General features: G+C 67.7%; 14 protein-coding genes. 9 read left to right on the forward strand and 5 right to left on the reverse strand.

What is annotated here, in order from left to right:
* Positions 1-34: 34 nt before the first annotated feature.
* The 3 genes from lipB to EDD31_RS00755 are packed head-to-tail and all read left to right on the forward strand — an operon-like array spanning position 35 to position 2610.
* Positions 35-778 carry a lipoyl(octanoyl) transferase LipB gene (gene lipB / locus EDD31_RS00745; protein ID WP_281270455.1) on the forward strand — a complete coding sequence of 248 codons (744 nt, stop codon included), beginning with the start codon at positions 35-37 and terminating at the stop codon, positions 776-778.
* A gap of 10 nt (positions 779-788) precedes the next feature.
* Positions 789-1811: a lipoyl synthase gene (lipA, locus tag EDD31_RS00750; protein WP_123304920.1), complete on the forward strand. Its 1023-nt coding sequence runs from the start codon at positions 789-791 to the stop codon at positions 1809-1811.
* 55 nt (positions 1812-1866) lie between these two features.
* On the forward strand, positions 1867-2610 hold the full coding sequence (locus EDD31_RS00755) for a DUF4191 domain-containing protein (RefSeq protein WP_123302482.1): 744 nt from the start codon (positions 1867-1869) through the stop codon (positions 2608-2610).
* A gap of 39 nt (positions 2611-2649) precedes the next feature.
* On the opposite strand, the gene EDD31_RS00760 is transcribed toward EDD31_RS00755, so the two are convergent.
* Complete coding sequence (locus tag EDD31_RS00760) at positions 2650-3072, reverse strand: RDD family protein (RefSeq protein ID WP_148058826.1); 423 nt, start codon at positions 3070-3072, stop codon at positions 2650-2652.
* Positions 3073-3299: 227 nt separating this feature from the next.
* Between EDD31_RS00760 and glnA (EDD31_RS00765) the strand changes: the two genes are divergently transcribed.
* The 5 genes from glnA (EDD31_RS00765) (at position 3300) to EDD31_RS00785 (ending at position 7977) form a co-directional block, all read left to right on the forward strand.
* A complete protein-coding gene (glnA, locus tag EDD31_RS00765) occupies positions 3300-4724 on the forward strand; it encodes a type I glutamate--ammonia ligase (RefSeq protein WP_123302484.1) in 1425 nt (474 codons plus the stop codon).
* Between the two features lie 349 nt (positions 4725-5073).
* A complete protein-coding gene (locus tag EDD31_RS00770) occupies positions 5074-6096 on the forward strand; it encodes a hypothetical protein (protein WP_148058827.1) in 1023 nt (340 codons plus the stop codon).
* Positions 6097-6123: 27 nt separating this feature from the next.
* On the forward strand, positions 6124-6954 hold the full coding sequence (locus EDD31_RS00775; protein WP_123304922.1) for an aldo/keto reductase: 831 nt from the start codon (positions 6124-6126) through the stop codon (positions 6952-6954).
* Positions 6955-6986: 32 nt separating this feature from the next.
* Positions 6987-7625 (forward strand): TIGR03085 family metal-binding protein, encoded by a 639-nt coding sequence (locus tag EDD31_RS00780; protein WP_123302486.1) that lies wholly within the window; start codon positions 6987-6989, stop codon positions 7623-7625.
* Positions 7626-7743: 118 nt separating this feature from the next.
* Complete coding sequence (locus EDD31_RS00785) at positions 7744-7977, forward strand: glycine zipper domain-containing protein (RefSeq protein WP_211336017.1); 234 nt, start codon at positions 7744-7746, stop codon at positions 7975-7977.
* Positions 7978-7987: 10 nt separating this feature from the next.
* On the opposite strand, the gene EDD31_RS00790 is transcribed toward EDD31_RS00785, so the two are convergent.
* The 4 genes from EDD31_RS00790 to glnA (EDD31_RS00805) form a co-directional block, all read right to left on the reverse strand.
* The gene (locus tag EDD31_RS00790; RefSeq protein ID WP_123302487.1) at positions 7988-8311 is read right to left on the reverse strand and encodes a hypothetical protein; all 324 of its coding nucleotides are present in this window, start codon (positions 8309-8311) and stop codon (positions 7988-7990) included.
* A gap of 387 nt (positions 8312-8698) precedes the next feature.
* The gene (locus EDD31_RS00795; RefSeq protein ID WP_123302488.1) at positions 8699-10405 is read right to left on the reverse strand and encodes a catalase; all 1707 of its coding nucleotides are present in this window, start codon (positions 10403-10405) and stop codon (positions 8699-8701) included.
* A gap of 158 nt (positions 10406-10563) precedes the next feature.
* Positions 10564-13569, reverse strand: coding sequence for a bifunctional [glutamine synthetase] adenylyltransferase/[glutamine synthetase]-adenylyl-L-tyrosine phosphorylase (locus tag EDD31_RS00800; protein WP_123302489.1), 3006 nt, complete (start codon positions 13567-13569; stop codon positions 10564-10566).
* 21 nt (positions 13570-13590) lie between these two features.
* On the reverse strand, positions 13591-14925 hold the full coding sequence (gene glnA / locus EDD31_RS00805) for a type I glutamate--ammonia ligase (protein WP_123302490.1): 1335 nt from the start codon (positions 14923-14925) through the stop codon (positions 13591-13593).
* Between the two features lie 201 nt (positions 14926-15126).
* Between glnA (EDD31_RS00805) and ppgK the strand changes: the two genes are divergently transcribed.
* Complete coding sequence (ppgK, locus tag EDD31_RS00810) at positions 15127-15891, forward strand: polyphosphate--glucose phosphotransferase (RefSeq protein ID WP_123302491.1); 765 nt, start codon at positions 15127-15129, stop codon at positions 15889-15891.
* Positions 15892-15915 lie beyond the last annotated feature (24 nt).

A 15915-nucleotide genomic window follows, 5' to 3' on the forward strand; every position in this document is an offset into this window, starting at 1 on the left:
AGGTCCGCGGAACACGGCACTCACTTTCCACAGGCTGTGGACTGGGCGGGAGAGGTCGCCCACGCCCGAGAGCGAACGGGCATACGATTTCGTGGTGGATATCGAGCGCATGGACCTCGGATCGAGCCTGGTCGACTACCACCACGCTTGGGAGCATCAGCGCGCCGTCCACGCTGATGTCGTGGCCGGGCGGCGCGACTCCACCCTGCTGATGCTGGAGCACGAGAGCGTCTACACCGCCGGCAAACGCACCTCGCAGGCGGAGCGTCCCAGCGGTGATCTCGGGGCCGCTGTGGTCGATGTCGACCGGGGTGGGCGGATCACGTGGCACGGCCCCGGTCAGCTCGTGGTCTACCCGATCATCACGCTGCGCGCACCGATCGACGTCGTCGCCTACGTCCGTTCCCTCGAGGAGGCCGTCATCGCCGTGGCGGCGCGTTTCGGCGTGGGCGCTGGGCGCGTCACCGGACGCTCGGGCGTCTGGGTCCATGCCGATCCGGAGGCGGGTATTGACCGTGACCGCAAGCTCTGCGCGATCGGCGTCCGGGTGGCCAAGGGCGTGACCATGCATGGCATTGCGCTGAACTGTGATGCCGATCTGGGCGCCTTCACCACCATCATTCCCTGCGGCATTGAGGACGCTGACGTCACCTCACTGTCAGTGGAGAGTGGCCGGAACCTCGGTGTGCTCGACGTGGCCGGTGTGGTGGAAGAAGAGCTGGTGAAGGCCCTCACACCGCTGATTCGCGAGCCCGCCCGGCAGCCCGCCGGCGCGTAAGGTGGAGGTCGTGACACTCAAGCCCGAAGGCCGCCGCATGCTCCGGGTCGAGGCGCGAAATGCCGAGACCCCCATCGAGCGCAAGCCGGAGTGGATCAAGACCAAAGCCGTCATGGGCCCGGAGTACCGCGAGCTCAAGCAGATGGTCCACGGTCAGGGTCTGCACACGGTGTGCGAGGAGGCGGGCTGTCCCAACATCTACGAGTGCTGGGAAGACCGCGAGGCCACCTTCCTGATCGGTGGCTCCGAGTGCACCCGGCGCTGCGACTTCTGCCAGATCGCCACCGGGAAGCCCAGCCCGCTGGATCGGCTCGAGCCGATGAAGGTGGCGAACTCAGTCAAACAGATGGAGCTGAAGTACTCCACCGTCACCGGTGTGGCGCGTGATGATCTCGAGGACGGCGGCTCCTGGCTGTACGCCGAGACGGTCCGGCAGATTCACGCCGTGAACCCCGGCACCGGTGTGGAGCTACTGATCCCGGACTTCGACGCTAAGCCGGATCAGCTCGCCGAGGTCTTCTCCTCGCGCCCCGAGGTCCTCGCGCACAACCTCGAGACCGTGCCGAAGGTCTTCCGGCGGATCCGCCCCGGCTTCCGGTACGACCGATCCCTGGAGGTCATCACCTGCGCCTCCGAGGCCGGGCTGGTGACCAAGTCGAACATCATGCTGGGCATGGGCGAGACCTTCGAGGAGGTCCTCGAGGCGATGCAGATGATGCACGACGCGCGTTGTGACCTGCTCACCATCAACCAGTACCTGCGCCCCTCCGTGCGCCACCACCCGGTGGAGCGCTGGGTCAAGCCCGAGGAGTTCGTGGAGCTGTCCCAGGCCGCCGAGGAGATGGGGTTCCTCGGCGTCATGGCCGGGCCGATGGTGCGCTCCTCCTACCGCGCCGGCCGCCTGTGGGCGCGGGCCATGGTCAAGAAGGGCCGCGAGGTCCCAGCGGCGCTGAAGCACCTCACTGAGGAGACCTCCTCGCGCCAGGAGGCTTCCAGCCTCGTGGCACGCCTGGGCGCGACCGTCGGCGCCTGAGGTCCACCTCACCGGCTCATCGCGCCACCGCTGCGGCCGGTAGAGTGAGCGCATCATGGCCTTGAGGAAGAAGAAGTCCGCCGACGGTGACACGGCGGCCACGAGCACCGAGAACACCGCCAAGCCGAAGAAGCAGCGCTGGTATCACAATATCCGCGATGCCTATCGGATGACCAAGCGCGTCTATCCGCGCATCGGCTGGATCCTCATCGGGATCTTCGTCGGCATCATGGCGGTGGCTCTGGGCGTCGGCTTCCTCATCGGGCACCCGATCTATCTCGGCTTCATCGGCTTCCTGCTCGCCTTCATCGCGGTGATGATCGTGTTGACGCGGAAGACGCGTACGGCCGCCTTCTCCCAGATCGACGGCAAGCCTGGCGCGGTCGGTGCCGTCATCGGGCAGATCAAGCGCGGCTGGAACTACGAGCAGGAGCCGACGGCGGTCAACCCGCGCACGTACGACATGGTCTACCGGATGATCGGCAAGCCGGGCATCGTGCTCGTCTCCGAAGGGCCGCCCCAGCGCGTGAACCGCATGCTGGCCGACGAGAAGCGCAAAGTCACGCGCGTCGCTCCCAACGTTCCGGTGCACTTCATTCAATACGGGCCCGGGGAGAAGCAGGTCCCGCTGATCGATCTGCAGAAGACGCTGCGCAAGCTGCCCAAGAAGCTGAACTCCGCCGAGGTGGCTGAGGTGTCCAAGCGCATGCGTGCGCTGGGATCGAACAAGCTCCCCGTGCCCAAGGGCATCGACCCGCTACGCGCCCGCCCCGACCGCAAGGCCGTCCGAGGCCGCTGAGCCGAGGCTGACCGCGGTCCTTCTCGGGCGATCGCGGGGTCAGCGAATCTCGGTGATCGTGGTCCGGGCCGCGACGTCGTGCAGTCCGCGGCCGTCCCCCGACCAGACCACCGCGGGAATCACCAGGCACAACATCGCGGTGCGCACGAGCGCGGCTACCGGTCCGGCCGGTCGACGTCCGGGACGGCGCACAGCCAGTCCGAGCAGCAGGTGGCCCGGTGTCGCGCTGAGCGTGGCAAGCGAGACGACGGTCAGCCCGGCGAAGATCGCCAGGGTGGCCAATGCGTGATAGTTGAAGAAGCCGAAGGAGATGGCGCTGGCTGCGCTCCAATCGATCATGAGCGCGATGATGCGCTTCGGCAGACTCGCCACCGGCATGTCGTCGAAACTCTGCGTGGAGGATGGTCGGCCAGGGGGTGCCTGGGCACCGTCGTCGTCAGGATGTGCGGCGTTCGGAGACACCTCACGATGGTAGGTCAGCAGCGTCGACGCAGCGGCGCGTGCTCCCGCACCGAGGATGCCAGTCTGGGACGCCTATCTCACATCTCAGGACGTCCTGTGGGGTGAAACGGCGCTGGAGTGCCGTCGTAACACCGTGGACACATTGAAGTGACATGAGAGAAACGGCGTACGGTTACCGTCGACATCGATCCGACCATCCATGCAGTCATGTCCAGAAGGAGCCACGGATGTTCTCAACTGCCGAGGAGGCAATCGCCTTCACCAAGGAGCAGGGCGTCAAGTTCGTTGACGTTCGCTTCTGCGACCTACCCGGGGTGATGCAGCACTTCAGCATCCCCGTAGAAGCGTTCGAGGAGACGGCCTTCACGGACGGACTGCTCTTCGACGGTTCCTCCATCCGCGGGTTCAAGGAGATCCACGAGTCGGACATGAAGCTGGAGCCGGACGTCTCCAGCGCGTACGTGGATCCCTACCGTGTTCAGAAGACCCTGATCGTGAACTTCTCGATCGTGGACCCTTTCACCGGGGAGACCTACGACCGCGACCCGCGCAACATCGCGGCCAAGGCCGAGGCCTACCTGAAGTCGACCGGCATCGCCGACACCGCCTTCTTCGGTGCCGAGGCCGAGTTCTACCTCTTCGACTCCGCCCGCTTCGCCACCTCGGCGCACGAGTCCTTCGTGTACCTCGACTCGGTCGAGGGTGCCTGGAACACCGGGCGCGAGGAAGAGGGCGGCAACAAGGCCTACAAGACCCGCTTCAAGGGTGGCTACTTCCCCACCTCCCCGAATGACCAGCTCGCCGACCTGCGCGACGAGATCGTCACGAAGCTGATCTCCGTGGGCCTCGAGGTCGAGCGTGCGCACCACGAGGTGGGCACCGCTGGTCAGCAGGAGATCAACTACAAGTTCAACTCGCTGCGCGCCGCGGCCGACGACCTGATGAAGTTCAAGTACGTCGTGAAGAACACCGCCTGGAACGCCGGCAAGTCGGCGACCTTCATGCCGAAGCCCCTCTTCGGTGACAACGGTTCGGGGATGCACTCCCACCAGTCGCTGTGGAAGGACGGCGAGCCGCTGTTCTACGACGAGCACAACTACGGCGGCCTCTCGGACATCGCGCGCTGGTACGTGGGCGGCCTGCTCAAGCACGCTCCCTCGCTGCTCGCCTTCACCAACCCGACGGCGAACTCCTACCACCGCCTGGTGCCGGGTTACGAGGCGCCGGTCAACCTGGTCTACTCGCAGCGCAACCGCTCCGCCTGCATTCGCGTGCCCGTGACCGGCACCTCGCGCAAGTCCAAGCGCATCGAGTTCCGCGTGCCGGACCCGTCGTCCAACCCCTACCTGGCATTCTCGGCGATGTTGATGGCTGGTCTCGATGGCATCGAGAACCGCATCGAGCCGCCGGAGCCCGTGGACAAGGACCTCTACGAGCTGCCGCCGGAGGAGCACGCGAACATCGAGCAGGTTCCGGACTCGCTGCCGGCCGTGCTCGACGCGCTCGAGGCCGACCACGAGTTCCTCACCAAGGGTGACGTCTTCACCGAGGACATCATCGAGGCGTGGATCTCCTACAAGCGCGAGAACGAGGTCGACCCGCTGCGGCTCCGTCCGCACCCCCACGAGTTCGAGATGTACTACGACATCTGAGGAGCGCAGGGCCGCCAGGCCCGAAGCACCGCAAGATGGCGTCATCGAGTACGACATCTGAGGAGCGCAGGGCCGCCAGGCCCGAAGCACCGAAGGATGTCGTCATCGAGTACGACATCTGACGGGCGCAGACGCCGCCAAGGCGTCTTAGCACCGTCAGGTGGCGTCATCAAGCACGACATCTGAGGCTTTCTAGCGGCCTGACCTGCACCTTTATTCCGTAGAGGTGCCCGCAGTCCGCAGATTGTCCGCAGGCGAGTCCGCCCGGGACGCCAAGGCAGCAGCCACGGCAGCCCGGGCGGACTCGTCTGCGTCGGGGAACAGGCACCTGTCAGGAGACGTTTTTCAGGTGGCAGACACGCACGAGGGGGAGCCGATGGCCAGCAGAGCACACAGGACAGCACACCGATCGGTCACGCGGACGGCGAGCGCGGTGGCGGCCGGCGCGCTGCTGCTCGCATGTCAGCCGGGACCTGACATCGGCGAGGGGGATCTCGACCTGCGCCAGTGGACCGAGTCCGACGACCCGGCTGCAGATGTGACGCTCCCCGATGGGCGCACGGTCTGGATCACCGCCGAAGCCGTCACTCTCCGTGAGGATGTGGAGGTGGCGCTGCATCCTGCCCCAGACGGGGCCCAGGAGGTCGTCGTGACCTCGCCGGAGTCGATCGTGGTTCCGGACGAGAGATCGCGCACCGATGAGCGGGACCCGGGTCTCGGCCTCATGGTGGGCCCCTTGGACCGGATGGCCGAGGATCCCGACGTCGTCTTCGCTGAACCACCGAGCAGCTACTGGCTCTCGGTGGGCCCGGGCGAAGCCACACCGGTGGGGGTGGTGTCGGCCGAGCTAGACACGGTCTGCATCGAGGTCGAGTCCTGGTCTTCCTTCCGCTACAGCGACGAGGAGAGCACTGTGCCCTCCGGTTTGGGGCTGTGGACACCGGTGGGCCACTCGGAACGCGAAGCCGAGCTGGCCTGCGGTGGCCCCGCTCCTGACGCTCCATTGCGCGACCGTTACGACTGGGCGGCAGAACAGGTCGGCACCGACATGCTTGAGCAGTCCCAGGAGCGGCTGAACGTCAGTGCCTCGCTCGACCGTGCGGAGGGCCTGGCGATCATCGAGGTCGACTCGTACTTCCCCGTGGAGATCCAAGCTCCCACCGGCGGGGCCACGCTCGCGGGAGTGGCCGGCTCCGGGATCTGGCTGTGGGACGACGGCAGCGACCTGCTCTCCGCGGAGCACGGACTGACCCTGAGGATCCCGCTGGACGAGGACTCACCGCTGTGGTGGGAGTTCCGCGCTCGCGAAGTCTGCTTGGCCGTCCACCGCGCCGAGGCGGACGAAGCAGAAAGCCACTGCTCGCCCCTCTGAGCACCCCACCGTGGCAGCATGGCGCTCATGAACATCCCGCAGATCACCTTGAACGATGGCAACACCATCCCGCAGCTGGGCTTCGGGGTGTACAAGGTGGCGCCGGACGAGGCTGAGCGCATCGTCTCCGACGCTCTGGAAGCCGGCTACCGGCACATCGACACCGCCCGCCTCTACGGCAATGAGGCCGGCGTGGGCCGCGCCATTGTGAACTCGGGTATCCCACGCGAGGAACTCTTCATCACTACCAAGCTCTGGAACGACGATCACGGGCGCCAGTCCGCCTTCGATGCCATCGACGCCTCCCTGGAGCGACTCGGGCTCGACCGGGTCGACCTCTACCTGATCCACTGGCCAGTTCCCGCTCGGGGCAAGTACGTGGAGACCTGGGAAGCGTTGGAGGAGATCAAGGCCGCCGGCCAGGCCGACTCCATCGGCGTCTCGAACTTTCTGCCGCACCACCTGCAGGATCTCTTCGACGCCACCGAGACCGTGCCCGCGGTCAACCAGATCGAGCTGCATCCCAAGCACTCCCGGCCCCAGATGCGCAGCTTCTGCGCCGAGCACGGTATCGCGGTCGAATCGTGGGGCCCGCTGGGCCAGGGCAAGTACGCCCTGCTCGAGGAGTCCGCCATCACCAGCGTCGCCCAGCAGCACGGCAAATCCCCGGCGCAGGTCGTGCTGCGCTGGCACCTGCAGCACGACCTCATCGTCTTCCCCAAGACCGCCAACCGCGAGCGCGCCCGGCAGAACATCGACCTCTTCGACTTCGCACTCTCCAGCGATGACATGGCGGCGATTGACGGGCTGGAAGAAGGCCTGCGCATCGGCGGAGACCCCGATGAGATCGGCGCCTGACGCTCACCGCCCTTTCAGAGGACAATGGCCCCATGAGCTGGACTGAGCAGGAACGCGATGCCCTGGTCGAGACGCTGCTCGCTGCGGATCCCGAGGCACCCACCCTCTGTGAGGGTTGGACGGTGCACCGACTGCTCGCCCACCTGGTGCTCCGCGAGCACCAGCCTCACCGCATGGTGCTCGACGCCGGTGCCGCGCCCGGCAACGAACCACAGCTCACCGCGCTGATCTCCGGGCCAACCGCACCCTCCTACCGCGATCTGGTGCAGCACTTCGCCGATGGCCCTCCGTCCTGGTCGCCTTTCCGGTGGGCCCCGGAGCCGACGAATCTGCTGGAGTACGTGGTCCACCACGAGGACATCCGCCGGGCGACCGATGGCGGGGTCGAACCCCGCCCGCTCCCGGTGGCAATGCAGCAGGCGATCTGGCGAGCGCTACTCCCCATGGCGCGGCTGGCCAATGCCCGCTCCCCCATCGATCTGGTCCTGGTCGCTCCGGGCGGTCCGCGCGCGGTCATTCGGCGACCGTGGCCCCTGGCGCCCCGGCGTCGTCTCGCACAGGCCATCGTGGGTGAGCCGGTCGAGCTAGCGCTGCACGTCATGGGCCGCCAGAACGCCGCCCAGGTGGAGATTCTCTGCACCGCAGAGGCGCTCGACGTATCGGCGCACTGAGCCGGCCGTGTGCGCTCCGGGTGCACCGCACATCGGAGATATCAACGCGCTCAGGTACACGGCTCCGTCAGCCTGTGGCGCCTGGCATGAGCCGTGCCCTCGTGCCTAGGGTCGGTGCATGAGCGAAGGCATGGGGAGCCATCCAGAAGCACCAGAACCGGACGAGATCCCGAGCAAGGTCGGGCAGTCGACGGCGACCTGGGTTGGTGTCGGCATCGCTCTGGGCGCTGCCCTGGGCACCACTTTCGGCATCGTGGCCGACAACCTCGCCCTTGGCTTGGGCTTGGGCATCCCGAGCGGCGTGGTCTTCGGGGCTGTGGTCGGATGGTGGGAATCGCGATCGCAGCGCTGACCAGGCGGACTCACGAGGGTGTGCGACGCTGCCGGTCACGGTCCATCAGCGGGCCAGCGTGCCTCCTGTTCCACTCACGGGCCGCCAGGCCGGCGTGAATGATCGAGGCCAGCCACGGCGCGACCGCGAGAACGAGCACCACCGGGCTGCCGAAGAGGGACACCATGCTGAAGGCGACTTCAAAATCCCGCGAGATGCTCCGGGAGGCCCCGTCGAGGCCGAAGAAGACCACACCGAACAAGCCAAACAGGAACGCGACCACCGCCGTGACAAGGAGCGCGACGAAGAGGATGGCGTAGACCAGACCGAAAGTAAGACTCCCCGCCGCGATCACGCCGCATCCCGGCAAGAGCACCGAGAGCAGGACGCACAGCCACGGCCGCTTCAACGTCGGCCCGGCTCGCGGATACGGCGGTTGTTGAGGTGGCGCGATCGGGACGGACGGACGACCGGACCGGTCCACCCCCGCCGCTCTGACTCTCGGCTGATGCATTGGATCCCCCACTCCTGCACGATCAGTGGGGCTGAGGCTAGTCAGATCGAGGCCACCCTGGGCCGGCCTGTGGATAAACCGCCTGAGCGCGCCTCTGACCAGCGGGGCGCCCCCAGACAATCGGGCTGGATCCACTGCTCTCACCGTCGGTCCAGGACGGCACGACGCCCTCCCAGCGCGGTGCTGGAAGGGCGTCGTTATTCAGGAGCCGGGTCAGCTCACCTCAGGTCACTGCCCGGCTGTACCAGCCAGGGACTTGTCCGTGCTGTACTCCAGGTCGCCCAGCTCACCGGAGAGCACCTGCTCGGCGGTGACGCTGTGGTTGCGGACCGAGGAGGTCCAGTGGCCCCACTGAGTCGGGTCGATGACGTCCCCGTTGCTGCCCAGGTGAGCCAGCCGCTCAAGCTCGGCTTCGCTCAGCTGCTGACGCGGCAGCGGCTTGAGGTGCTTGACGTCCTCGGCCGTCATGCCGATGACCTCCCCGATCCGCTGGCCGTAGTCGTCGTGGACCATGAACATGTGCCAGAGCATGCGCTCCTGCACGTCGCGCTCACTCTCGGCCATCATCGCGCCGAGAACATTGATGAGCTCGTCGCGCTCCCAGTCGTTCATGGTGTTGTACCGGCCGCGAGCCTGGAGGTAGTCGTTGGTGCGGTCCAGGTCCGAACGGGTCAGGCGCCCGCTGATCTGCGGCGCGTGGTACGGCTGCTTCTCCGCCTCGTGCAGGCCGTTGTGGATGCTCGGCTCGTAGTTCACGTGCGGGTTCTGACCCGGCGCGGTGTCCACGCCGTAGCTCATCTCGCCGCCGCGCTGGTTGGTGTAGACCTTCCCCGCGCGCCCCTTGGGCGAGTTCACCGGAAGCTGCAGGTAGTTCGGGCCGACGCGGTAGCGCTGGGTGTCGGAGTAGGAGAAGGTCCGCCCCACGAGCATCTTGTCGTCGGAGAAGTCCAGCCCGTCCACCAGCACGCCGGTGCCCATGGCGATCTGCTCGTTCTCGTTGTGGAAGTCCTTGACGTTCTCGTTGAGCGTCATCGTGCCCACCCGGCGCAGCGGGAACTGGTCCTCGGGCCAGATCTTGGTGTCGTCCAGCGGGTCCCAGTCCAGCTCGGGATGGTCGTGGTCCTCCATGAGCTGCACGTAGAGATCCCACTGGGGGTAGTCGCCGCGCTCAATGGCCTCGTAGAGGTCCTTCGAGGCTGAGCCGAGCTCCTGCCCCTGCACCTTGGCGGCTTCCTCCTCGGTGAGCGAGGCCACGCCCTGACGCGGGATCCAGTGGTACTTCACCAGCACCGTCTCGCCGGCGGCGTTGACCATCTTGTAGGTGTTCACCCCGAAGCCCTCCATGTGCCGGTACGTGGCCGGAATGCCACGCGGGCTGAAGAGGTGGGTGAGCATATGCATCGACTCCGGCGTCTGGCTCATGAAGTCGAGAATGCGGTTCGGTTCCTGGCGGAAGGTGACCGGGTCGGGCTTGAGGGAGTGGATGACGTCGGGGAACTTGATCGCGTCGCGGATGAAGAAGATGGCGAGGTTGTTGCCCACCAGGTCCCAGTTGCCGTCCTCGGTGTAGAACTTCACCGCGAAGCCACGCGGATCGCGGGCGGCCTCGGAGGAGTCCCGCCCACCGATCACCGTGGAGAAGCGGATCGCCAGCGGGGTCTTCTTTCCGGCGGTCTGGAAGAGCTTCGCCCGGGTGTAGGTCGAGGCCGGCTCGTCGCCGATCTGGCCGGTGGCCTCGAACTCGCCGTAGGCGACGAAGCCGCGGGCGTGCACCACCCGCTCCGGGATCCGCTCCCGGTCGAAATGGGAGATCTTCTCCAGGAAGTGGTAGTTCTCCAGCGTGGCCGGGCCACGCGAGCCCACCGTACGCTGGTTCTGGTTGTCCTGAACCGGGTGGCCCTGTCGGGTGGTCAGCGTCCGATCGTCGTCAGCCAATGTCTCTCCTCGCTGGTGGTCGGCCCCTGCGGGAGCCGGCTTTTCTGGAACGACTCCAGCTTAGCGGTCTCCGGCGGGTTCCTCGAATGCGGACGGGCCGCCCCCACGCTCCTGTCCGCCACCAGCCCGAGCACCCGGCACCCTGCCACCCAGAGCTGCTACTCGTCGTAGAAGAGGCGCTCCGCAACCGCACGAGCCCGGCGCGCCGCACGCAGCCAGCTCTCCTCCAGCTCCAGCCGGCCTCCCGCACGGTGACCCATCAGGCGGGCCACCGACTCCAGCTCCGGCACCTCATGGGGCAGCACGTCCACGCCCCGCCCCGTGGCGCGGCCAGTGGCCAGCACCCGGGCATCGCGGATCCGCGAGGCGAGCCGCCACGCAGCAGTGAGGACCTCGGCATCCTCAGCGCTGACCAGTTCGGCGGCAACCAGGGCGCCCAGCGCCTCGAGCGTACCCACGCAACGTAAGCCCGGATCGGCCCCGGCATGCTGCAGTTGGAGCAGCTGAACGGTCCATTCGACGTCGGAGAGACCTCCCGGACCGAGCTTGAGGTGCCGGTTGGCCGGCACTCCGCGCGGGAGGCGCTCGGTCTCCACCCGCGCCTTGATGCGGCGCAGTTCGCGCAGCTGTCCGTTCACCAGGCCGTCGCGGGGGTAGCGGACCGGGTCGATGAGGGCGCAGAACTCCTCACCCAGCGCCTGGTCTCCGGCCACAGGGCGGGCGCGGAGCAGTGCCTGACGCTCCCATGGCTCCACCCAGCGCTCGTAGTACTGCCGGTAGGCCGCCAGGGTGCGGATGATGGGGCCTTGGCGGCCTTCGGGTCGCAGATCGGCGTCCACCGCCAAGGGCGGCTCACTGCCGGTCTTCCCGAGCAGGGATCGCACCAGCCCTGCGACATCCTCGGCGACCTTGGCCGCGACCGTCTCATCGACCCCGGGCTTCGGGTCATGTACGAAGAGCACGTCGGCGTCGGAGGCGTACCCCATCTCCTGACCACCGAAGCGTCCCATGCCCACCACCAGGTAGCGCGAGGGTGCCTTTTCCAGGCCGGCGCGCGCCACCGCCTCATCCACCGCTGCGGTGAGCCCGCCGGTGATGGCCACGTCAGCCGCCTCGGTGATGATCCGCGAGGCGGCGCCTGGCTCGATGACATTGAGGACGTCCGCGATCGCGGCGCGCAGCAGCCGACGGCGTCGCAAGTAGCGCGCCGCCGTGGCACGTTCCTCGGCGCTCTCCCGGCGGGCCTGGAGGGCGCGCAACTCAGCGAGCTGGGCGTCCACCGACCGTGGGGCGATGTCGTCCTCGTCCGCCAGCCAGGAGACCGCCTCCGGCAGACGAGCCAGGGCGTTGGCCACATAGCGCGAGCCGGAGAGGAGAATCGCGAGACGCTCGGGCATGTCGGTGTCGCGCAGCAGCTTCAGGTACCACGGGCTCGAGCCGATGGCCTCGGAGAGCTTGCGGAAGTCCAGCAGGGCAGCGTCAGGGCTCGGCCCCTCCGCGAACCAGCCGAGCATCACCGGCAGCAGCTGACGCTGAATGCCCGCGGCGCGCGAGAGCCCTGACGTCAGCGCCTTGATGTGGCCCAGCGAACCGGACGGATCCTTGTAGCCGATGGCCGCCAGGCGCTCTCGCGCCGCCTCGAGGGTCAGCGACACGTCATCGGCGCTCAAGCGGGCCGTGTAGGGCAGCAGCGGCCGGTAGAAGATCTCTTCGTGGAGCCGGCGCACCTCCCGGCGGACCAAGCGCAGCCGGGCTGTGAGGGTGGCGCCATCGCGCACCCCTGCCACGCCGACCGCACGGCCCAGGCGGCGCAGTTTGTCCTCGCCGGTGGGGATCAGGTGACTGCGCTGCATCCGGTGGAGCTGGATGCGGTGCTCGACCACGCGCAGGAAGCGGTAGTGCTCTTCGAAGCGCTCGGCATCCCGGCGACCCACGTACTCCCCCGCAGCGAGTTGCCGCAGGCCTTCCAAGGTGGTGCCGGAGCGAATCGACTCATCGGCCCGGCCGTGGACGAGCTGCAGGAGCTGGACGGTGAACTCCACGTCCCGCAGGCCCCCGGCGCCGAGCTTGAGCTGGCGGTCGGCCTCCTTGGCGGGGATGTGGGCCTCGACCCGCTGGCGCATGGCGCGGGCGTCCTCGACGAATCCCGACTTTTCCACTGCGCGGAAGACCATGGGCCGCAGCGTGTCCACGTACTGGCGGCCGATCTCGAGATCCCCGGCGATGGGCCGGGCCTTCAGCAGGGCCTGGAACTCCCAGCCGGCTGCCCACTTCTCGTAGTAGGCCCGGTGCGAGGCCAGGGTGCGCACCAGCGCACCGTCCTTGCCCTCCGGTCGCAGGGCGACGTCCAGGGGCCACAGCGGCGGCTCGTTGACCCCGGTGACTGTGGCCGAGACGTACCGGGCGAGGCGGGTGGCCAACTCGGTGGCGGCGCTCAGGTCCTCATCGGATTCGGTGGCATAGATGACGTCGACGTCGGAGATGTAGTTGAGCTCCCGGCCGCCGGTCTTGCCCATCCCGATGATGCAGAGCCGTGCCTCGCGCGCACCGGGCACCTGTGCCCGTGCCGCATCGCCGCGTGCGACCAGCAGGGCGGAGTCGAGCGCGGCCGAGACGGCGTCCGCCAGGGCCGCGGCGACCTCGGAGAACACTGCGGTGGGATCCTGCGCCACAAGATCGGCCGCGGCGATCCGCAACAGCCGCGCCCGGTACCAGCGGCGCAGCGCCTCCACCCCGGCCGCGGTCTCCTCGAGGCCTTCCACGGCGCGCAGTGCCTCGGCGCGCACCTCCTCGGGGGCAGCGCCCAGCGCCGGGAGCTGCCCACTGTCGTCGAGCAGGAGGGCGACGTCCCCGGGCCGTGCGACCAGGGCATTGCCCAGGGCAGTGGAGGCTCCGAGCACGGCGATCAGCCGGGCTCGTGCCTGATGGGAGTCCAGCGCCTGACTGAGCAGACCGCTCGCCTGAGGCTCGGTTGCGGCTGCCTCGGCCAGACGGAGCAGGGTGAGGAGTGCCTGGTCAGGATCGGCGGCGGCGCCCAGCGCCGCTCCCAGATCGGGCCCACCGTACTGAGCGAGCGCGTCCTCGCCGAGGCGCTGCACGGCGACGTCGGGTTCGGCGAAGCCCGAGCGCCGCAGCGCGGCGGCGGGTGACGTGGACCTATTCATGGTGACCAGGAAATGCCAGCCTCAGAGCGCAGGAATGAAGCGCTGCAACTCGTAGTCGGTGACCTGGTTGCGGTAGTCGGCAAACTCTCGGCGCTTGTTGCGCAGGAAGAACTCGAAGGTGTCCTCGCCCAGGGTCTCGGCCACGAGCTCGGAGTTCTCCATGATCTCGATGGCTTCGCGCAGCGAGGCCGGCAGGGAGCGGATCCCCAGGGCCTTGCGCTCGGCGCGGGACATGGCCGAGACGTCCTCACTGGCGCCCTCGGGCAGCTCGTAGTCCTCCTCGATCCCCTTCAGGCCCGCGGCGAGCATCACCGAGAAGGCCAGGTAGGGGTTGGCGGAGGAGTCCATCGCGCGGTATTCCACGCGCGCCGATCCGGACTTGTCCGGCTTGTACATCGGCACCCGCACCAGGGCGGAGCGGTTGTTGTGGCCCCACGAGATGTGGCTGGGAGCCTCATCCCCGGCCCAGAGGCGCTTGTAGGAGTTCACGTACTGGTTGCACACCGCGGTGATCTCCGCCGAGTGGCGTAGCAGCCCGGCGATGAACTTCCTCGCCGTCTCGGAGAGGTGGTACTCCCCCGCCGGATCGTGGAAGACGTTCTGTTCACCCTCGAACAGCGACATGTGCACGTGCATACCGGAGCCGGGCTGGTCCACCAGCGGCTTGGGCATGAAGGTGGCGAAGACGTCCTGCCGGAGCGCGACCTCCTTGACCACGGTGCGGAAGGTCTGGATGTTGTCGGCCATGGACAGGGCATCGGCGAAGCGCAGGTCGATCTCGTTCTGGCCCGGCCCGGCCTCGTGGTGGGAGAACTCCACCGAGATGCCCATGTCCTCCAGGGCGGTGATGGCCTCGCGCCGGAAATCGTGGGCGGTACCGCGGGCGACGTGATCGAAGTAGCCACCACTGTCCACCGGGATCAGCGGGTCTGAGGGCCCGGAGACGTTCTTGAAGAGATAGAACTCGATCTCGGGGTGGATGTAGTAGGTGAAGCCGGCATCAGCGGCCTTGCCGAGCGCCCGCTTCAGCACACTGCGCGGATCGGAGGCTGCGGGCTCCCCCGTGGGCGTGAGGATGTCGCAGAACATCCGCGCTACACCCTCGTCATCGTTCCAGGGCAGCACCTGGAAGGTGGAGGGGTCGGGCTTGACCAGCATGTCGGACTCATAGACCCGGGACAGTCCCTCGATCGAGGAGCCGTCGAAGCCGATCCCCTCAGCGAACGCGCCTTCGAGCTCAGCCGGGGCGATCGCCACCGACTTGAGCACGCCGAGCACATCGGTGAACCACAGCCGGATGAAGCGCACCTCTCGCTCTTCGATCGTGCGGAGGACGTACTCCTGCTGCTTGTCCATCGAGGTCTCCTCTACCTGCCGCTTAGCTGCCATCGCTCAGCACCTAGTCTTCCATGCGTGCTGCTCGATCCGGGCCGCCGCACCCGCGATCCGGACAGGCCTCGGCCAGGACATAGACTGGGCCGCGGCCCGCACGGGCCGTCGGGGCCACCACGCCGGTCGAGCCGCGACCAGCCCATCACAGGTACGGACGCCAGGAGCATGATGAGCACTTCCCAGTCTTTCGCCTTCGGCATCGACATCGGTGGCACCGGAATCAAAGGCGCTCCGGTGGACGTCACCACCGGGGAGCTCACCGCGAACCGCCACCGGGTCTCCACCCCGAAGCCCTCGACTCCCGACGCCGTCGCTGAGGCCGTCAAGGAGCTCGTGGCCTACCACAAGGTGGCGCAGGGCACCCCCATCGGACTGACCTTCCCCGCCCCGATCAAGCACGGCGTGGCGCCCTTCATCGCGAACCTCGACCAGTCCTGGAAGGGCGTGGACGTCCCCGCCCTGATGAGCGAGGCCACCGGCATGCCGGTCTCCGGCGTCAACGACGCCGACGCCGCCGGCGTGGCCGAGGCGTACTACGGAGCCGCCAAGGATGTCGAGGGCGTCGTCCTGCTCACCACGCTCGGCACCGGAATCGGCTCCGCACTGCTGGTGAACGGCACCCTGGTGCCCAACACCGAACTCGGCCACCTGGAGCTGGACGGCTACAACGCGGAGTCACGCGCCGCCACCTCGGCCCGTGAACGCGAGGACCTCAGCTGGAAGCGATGGGCCGAACGCCTTCAGCGCTATTACGAGCACGTCGAGATGCTCTTCTCCCCCGACATGATCGTCGTCGGTGGTGGCGTGTCGAAGAACCACGAGAAATTCCTACCGTTGCTGACCACCAAGGCTCCCCTGGTGCCCGCCAAGCTGCGCAACAACGCCGGCATCGTCGGCGCCGCACACCTCGCGGCCATCGGCTACCGCTGAGGACACTCGCGTCGCCGGCCCGCC

It is taken from the genome of Bogoriella caseilytica (genome assembly GCF_003752405.1).
GTDB lineage: Bacteria > Actinomycetota > Actinomycetes > Actinomycetales > Actinomycetaceae > Allobogoriella > Allobogoriella caseilytica.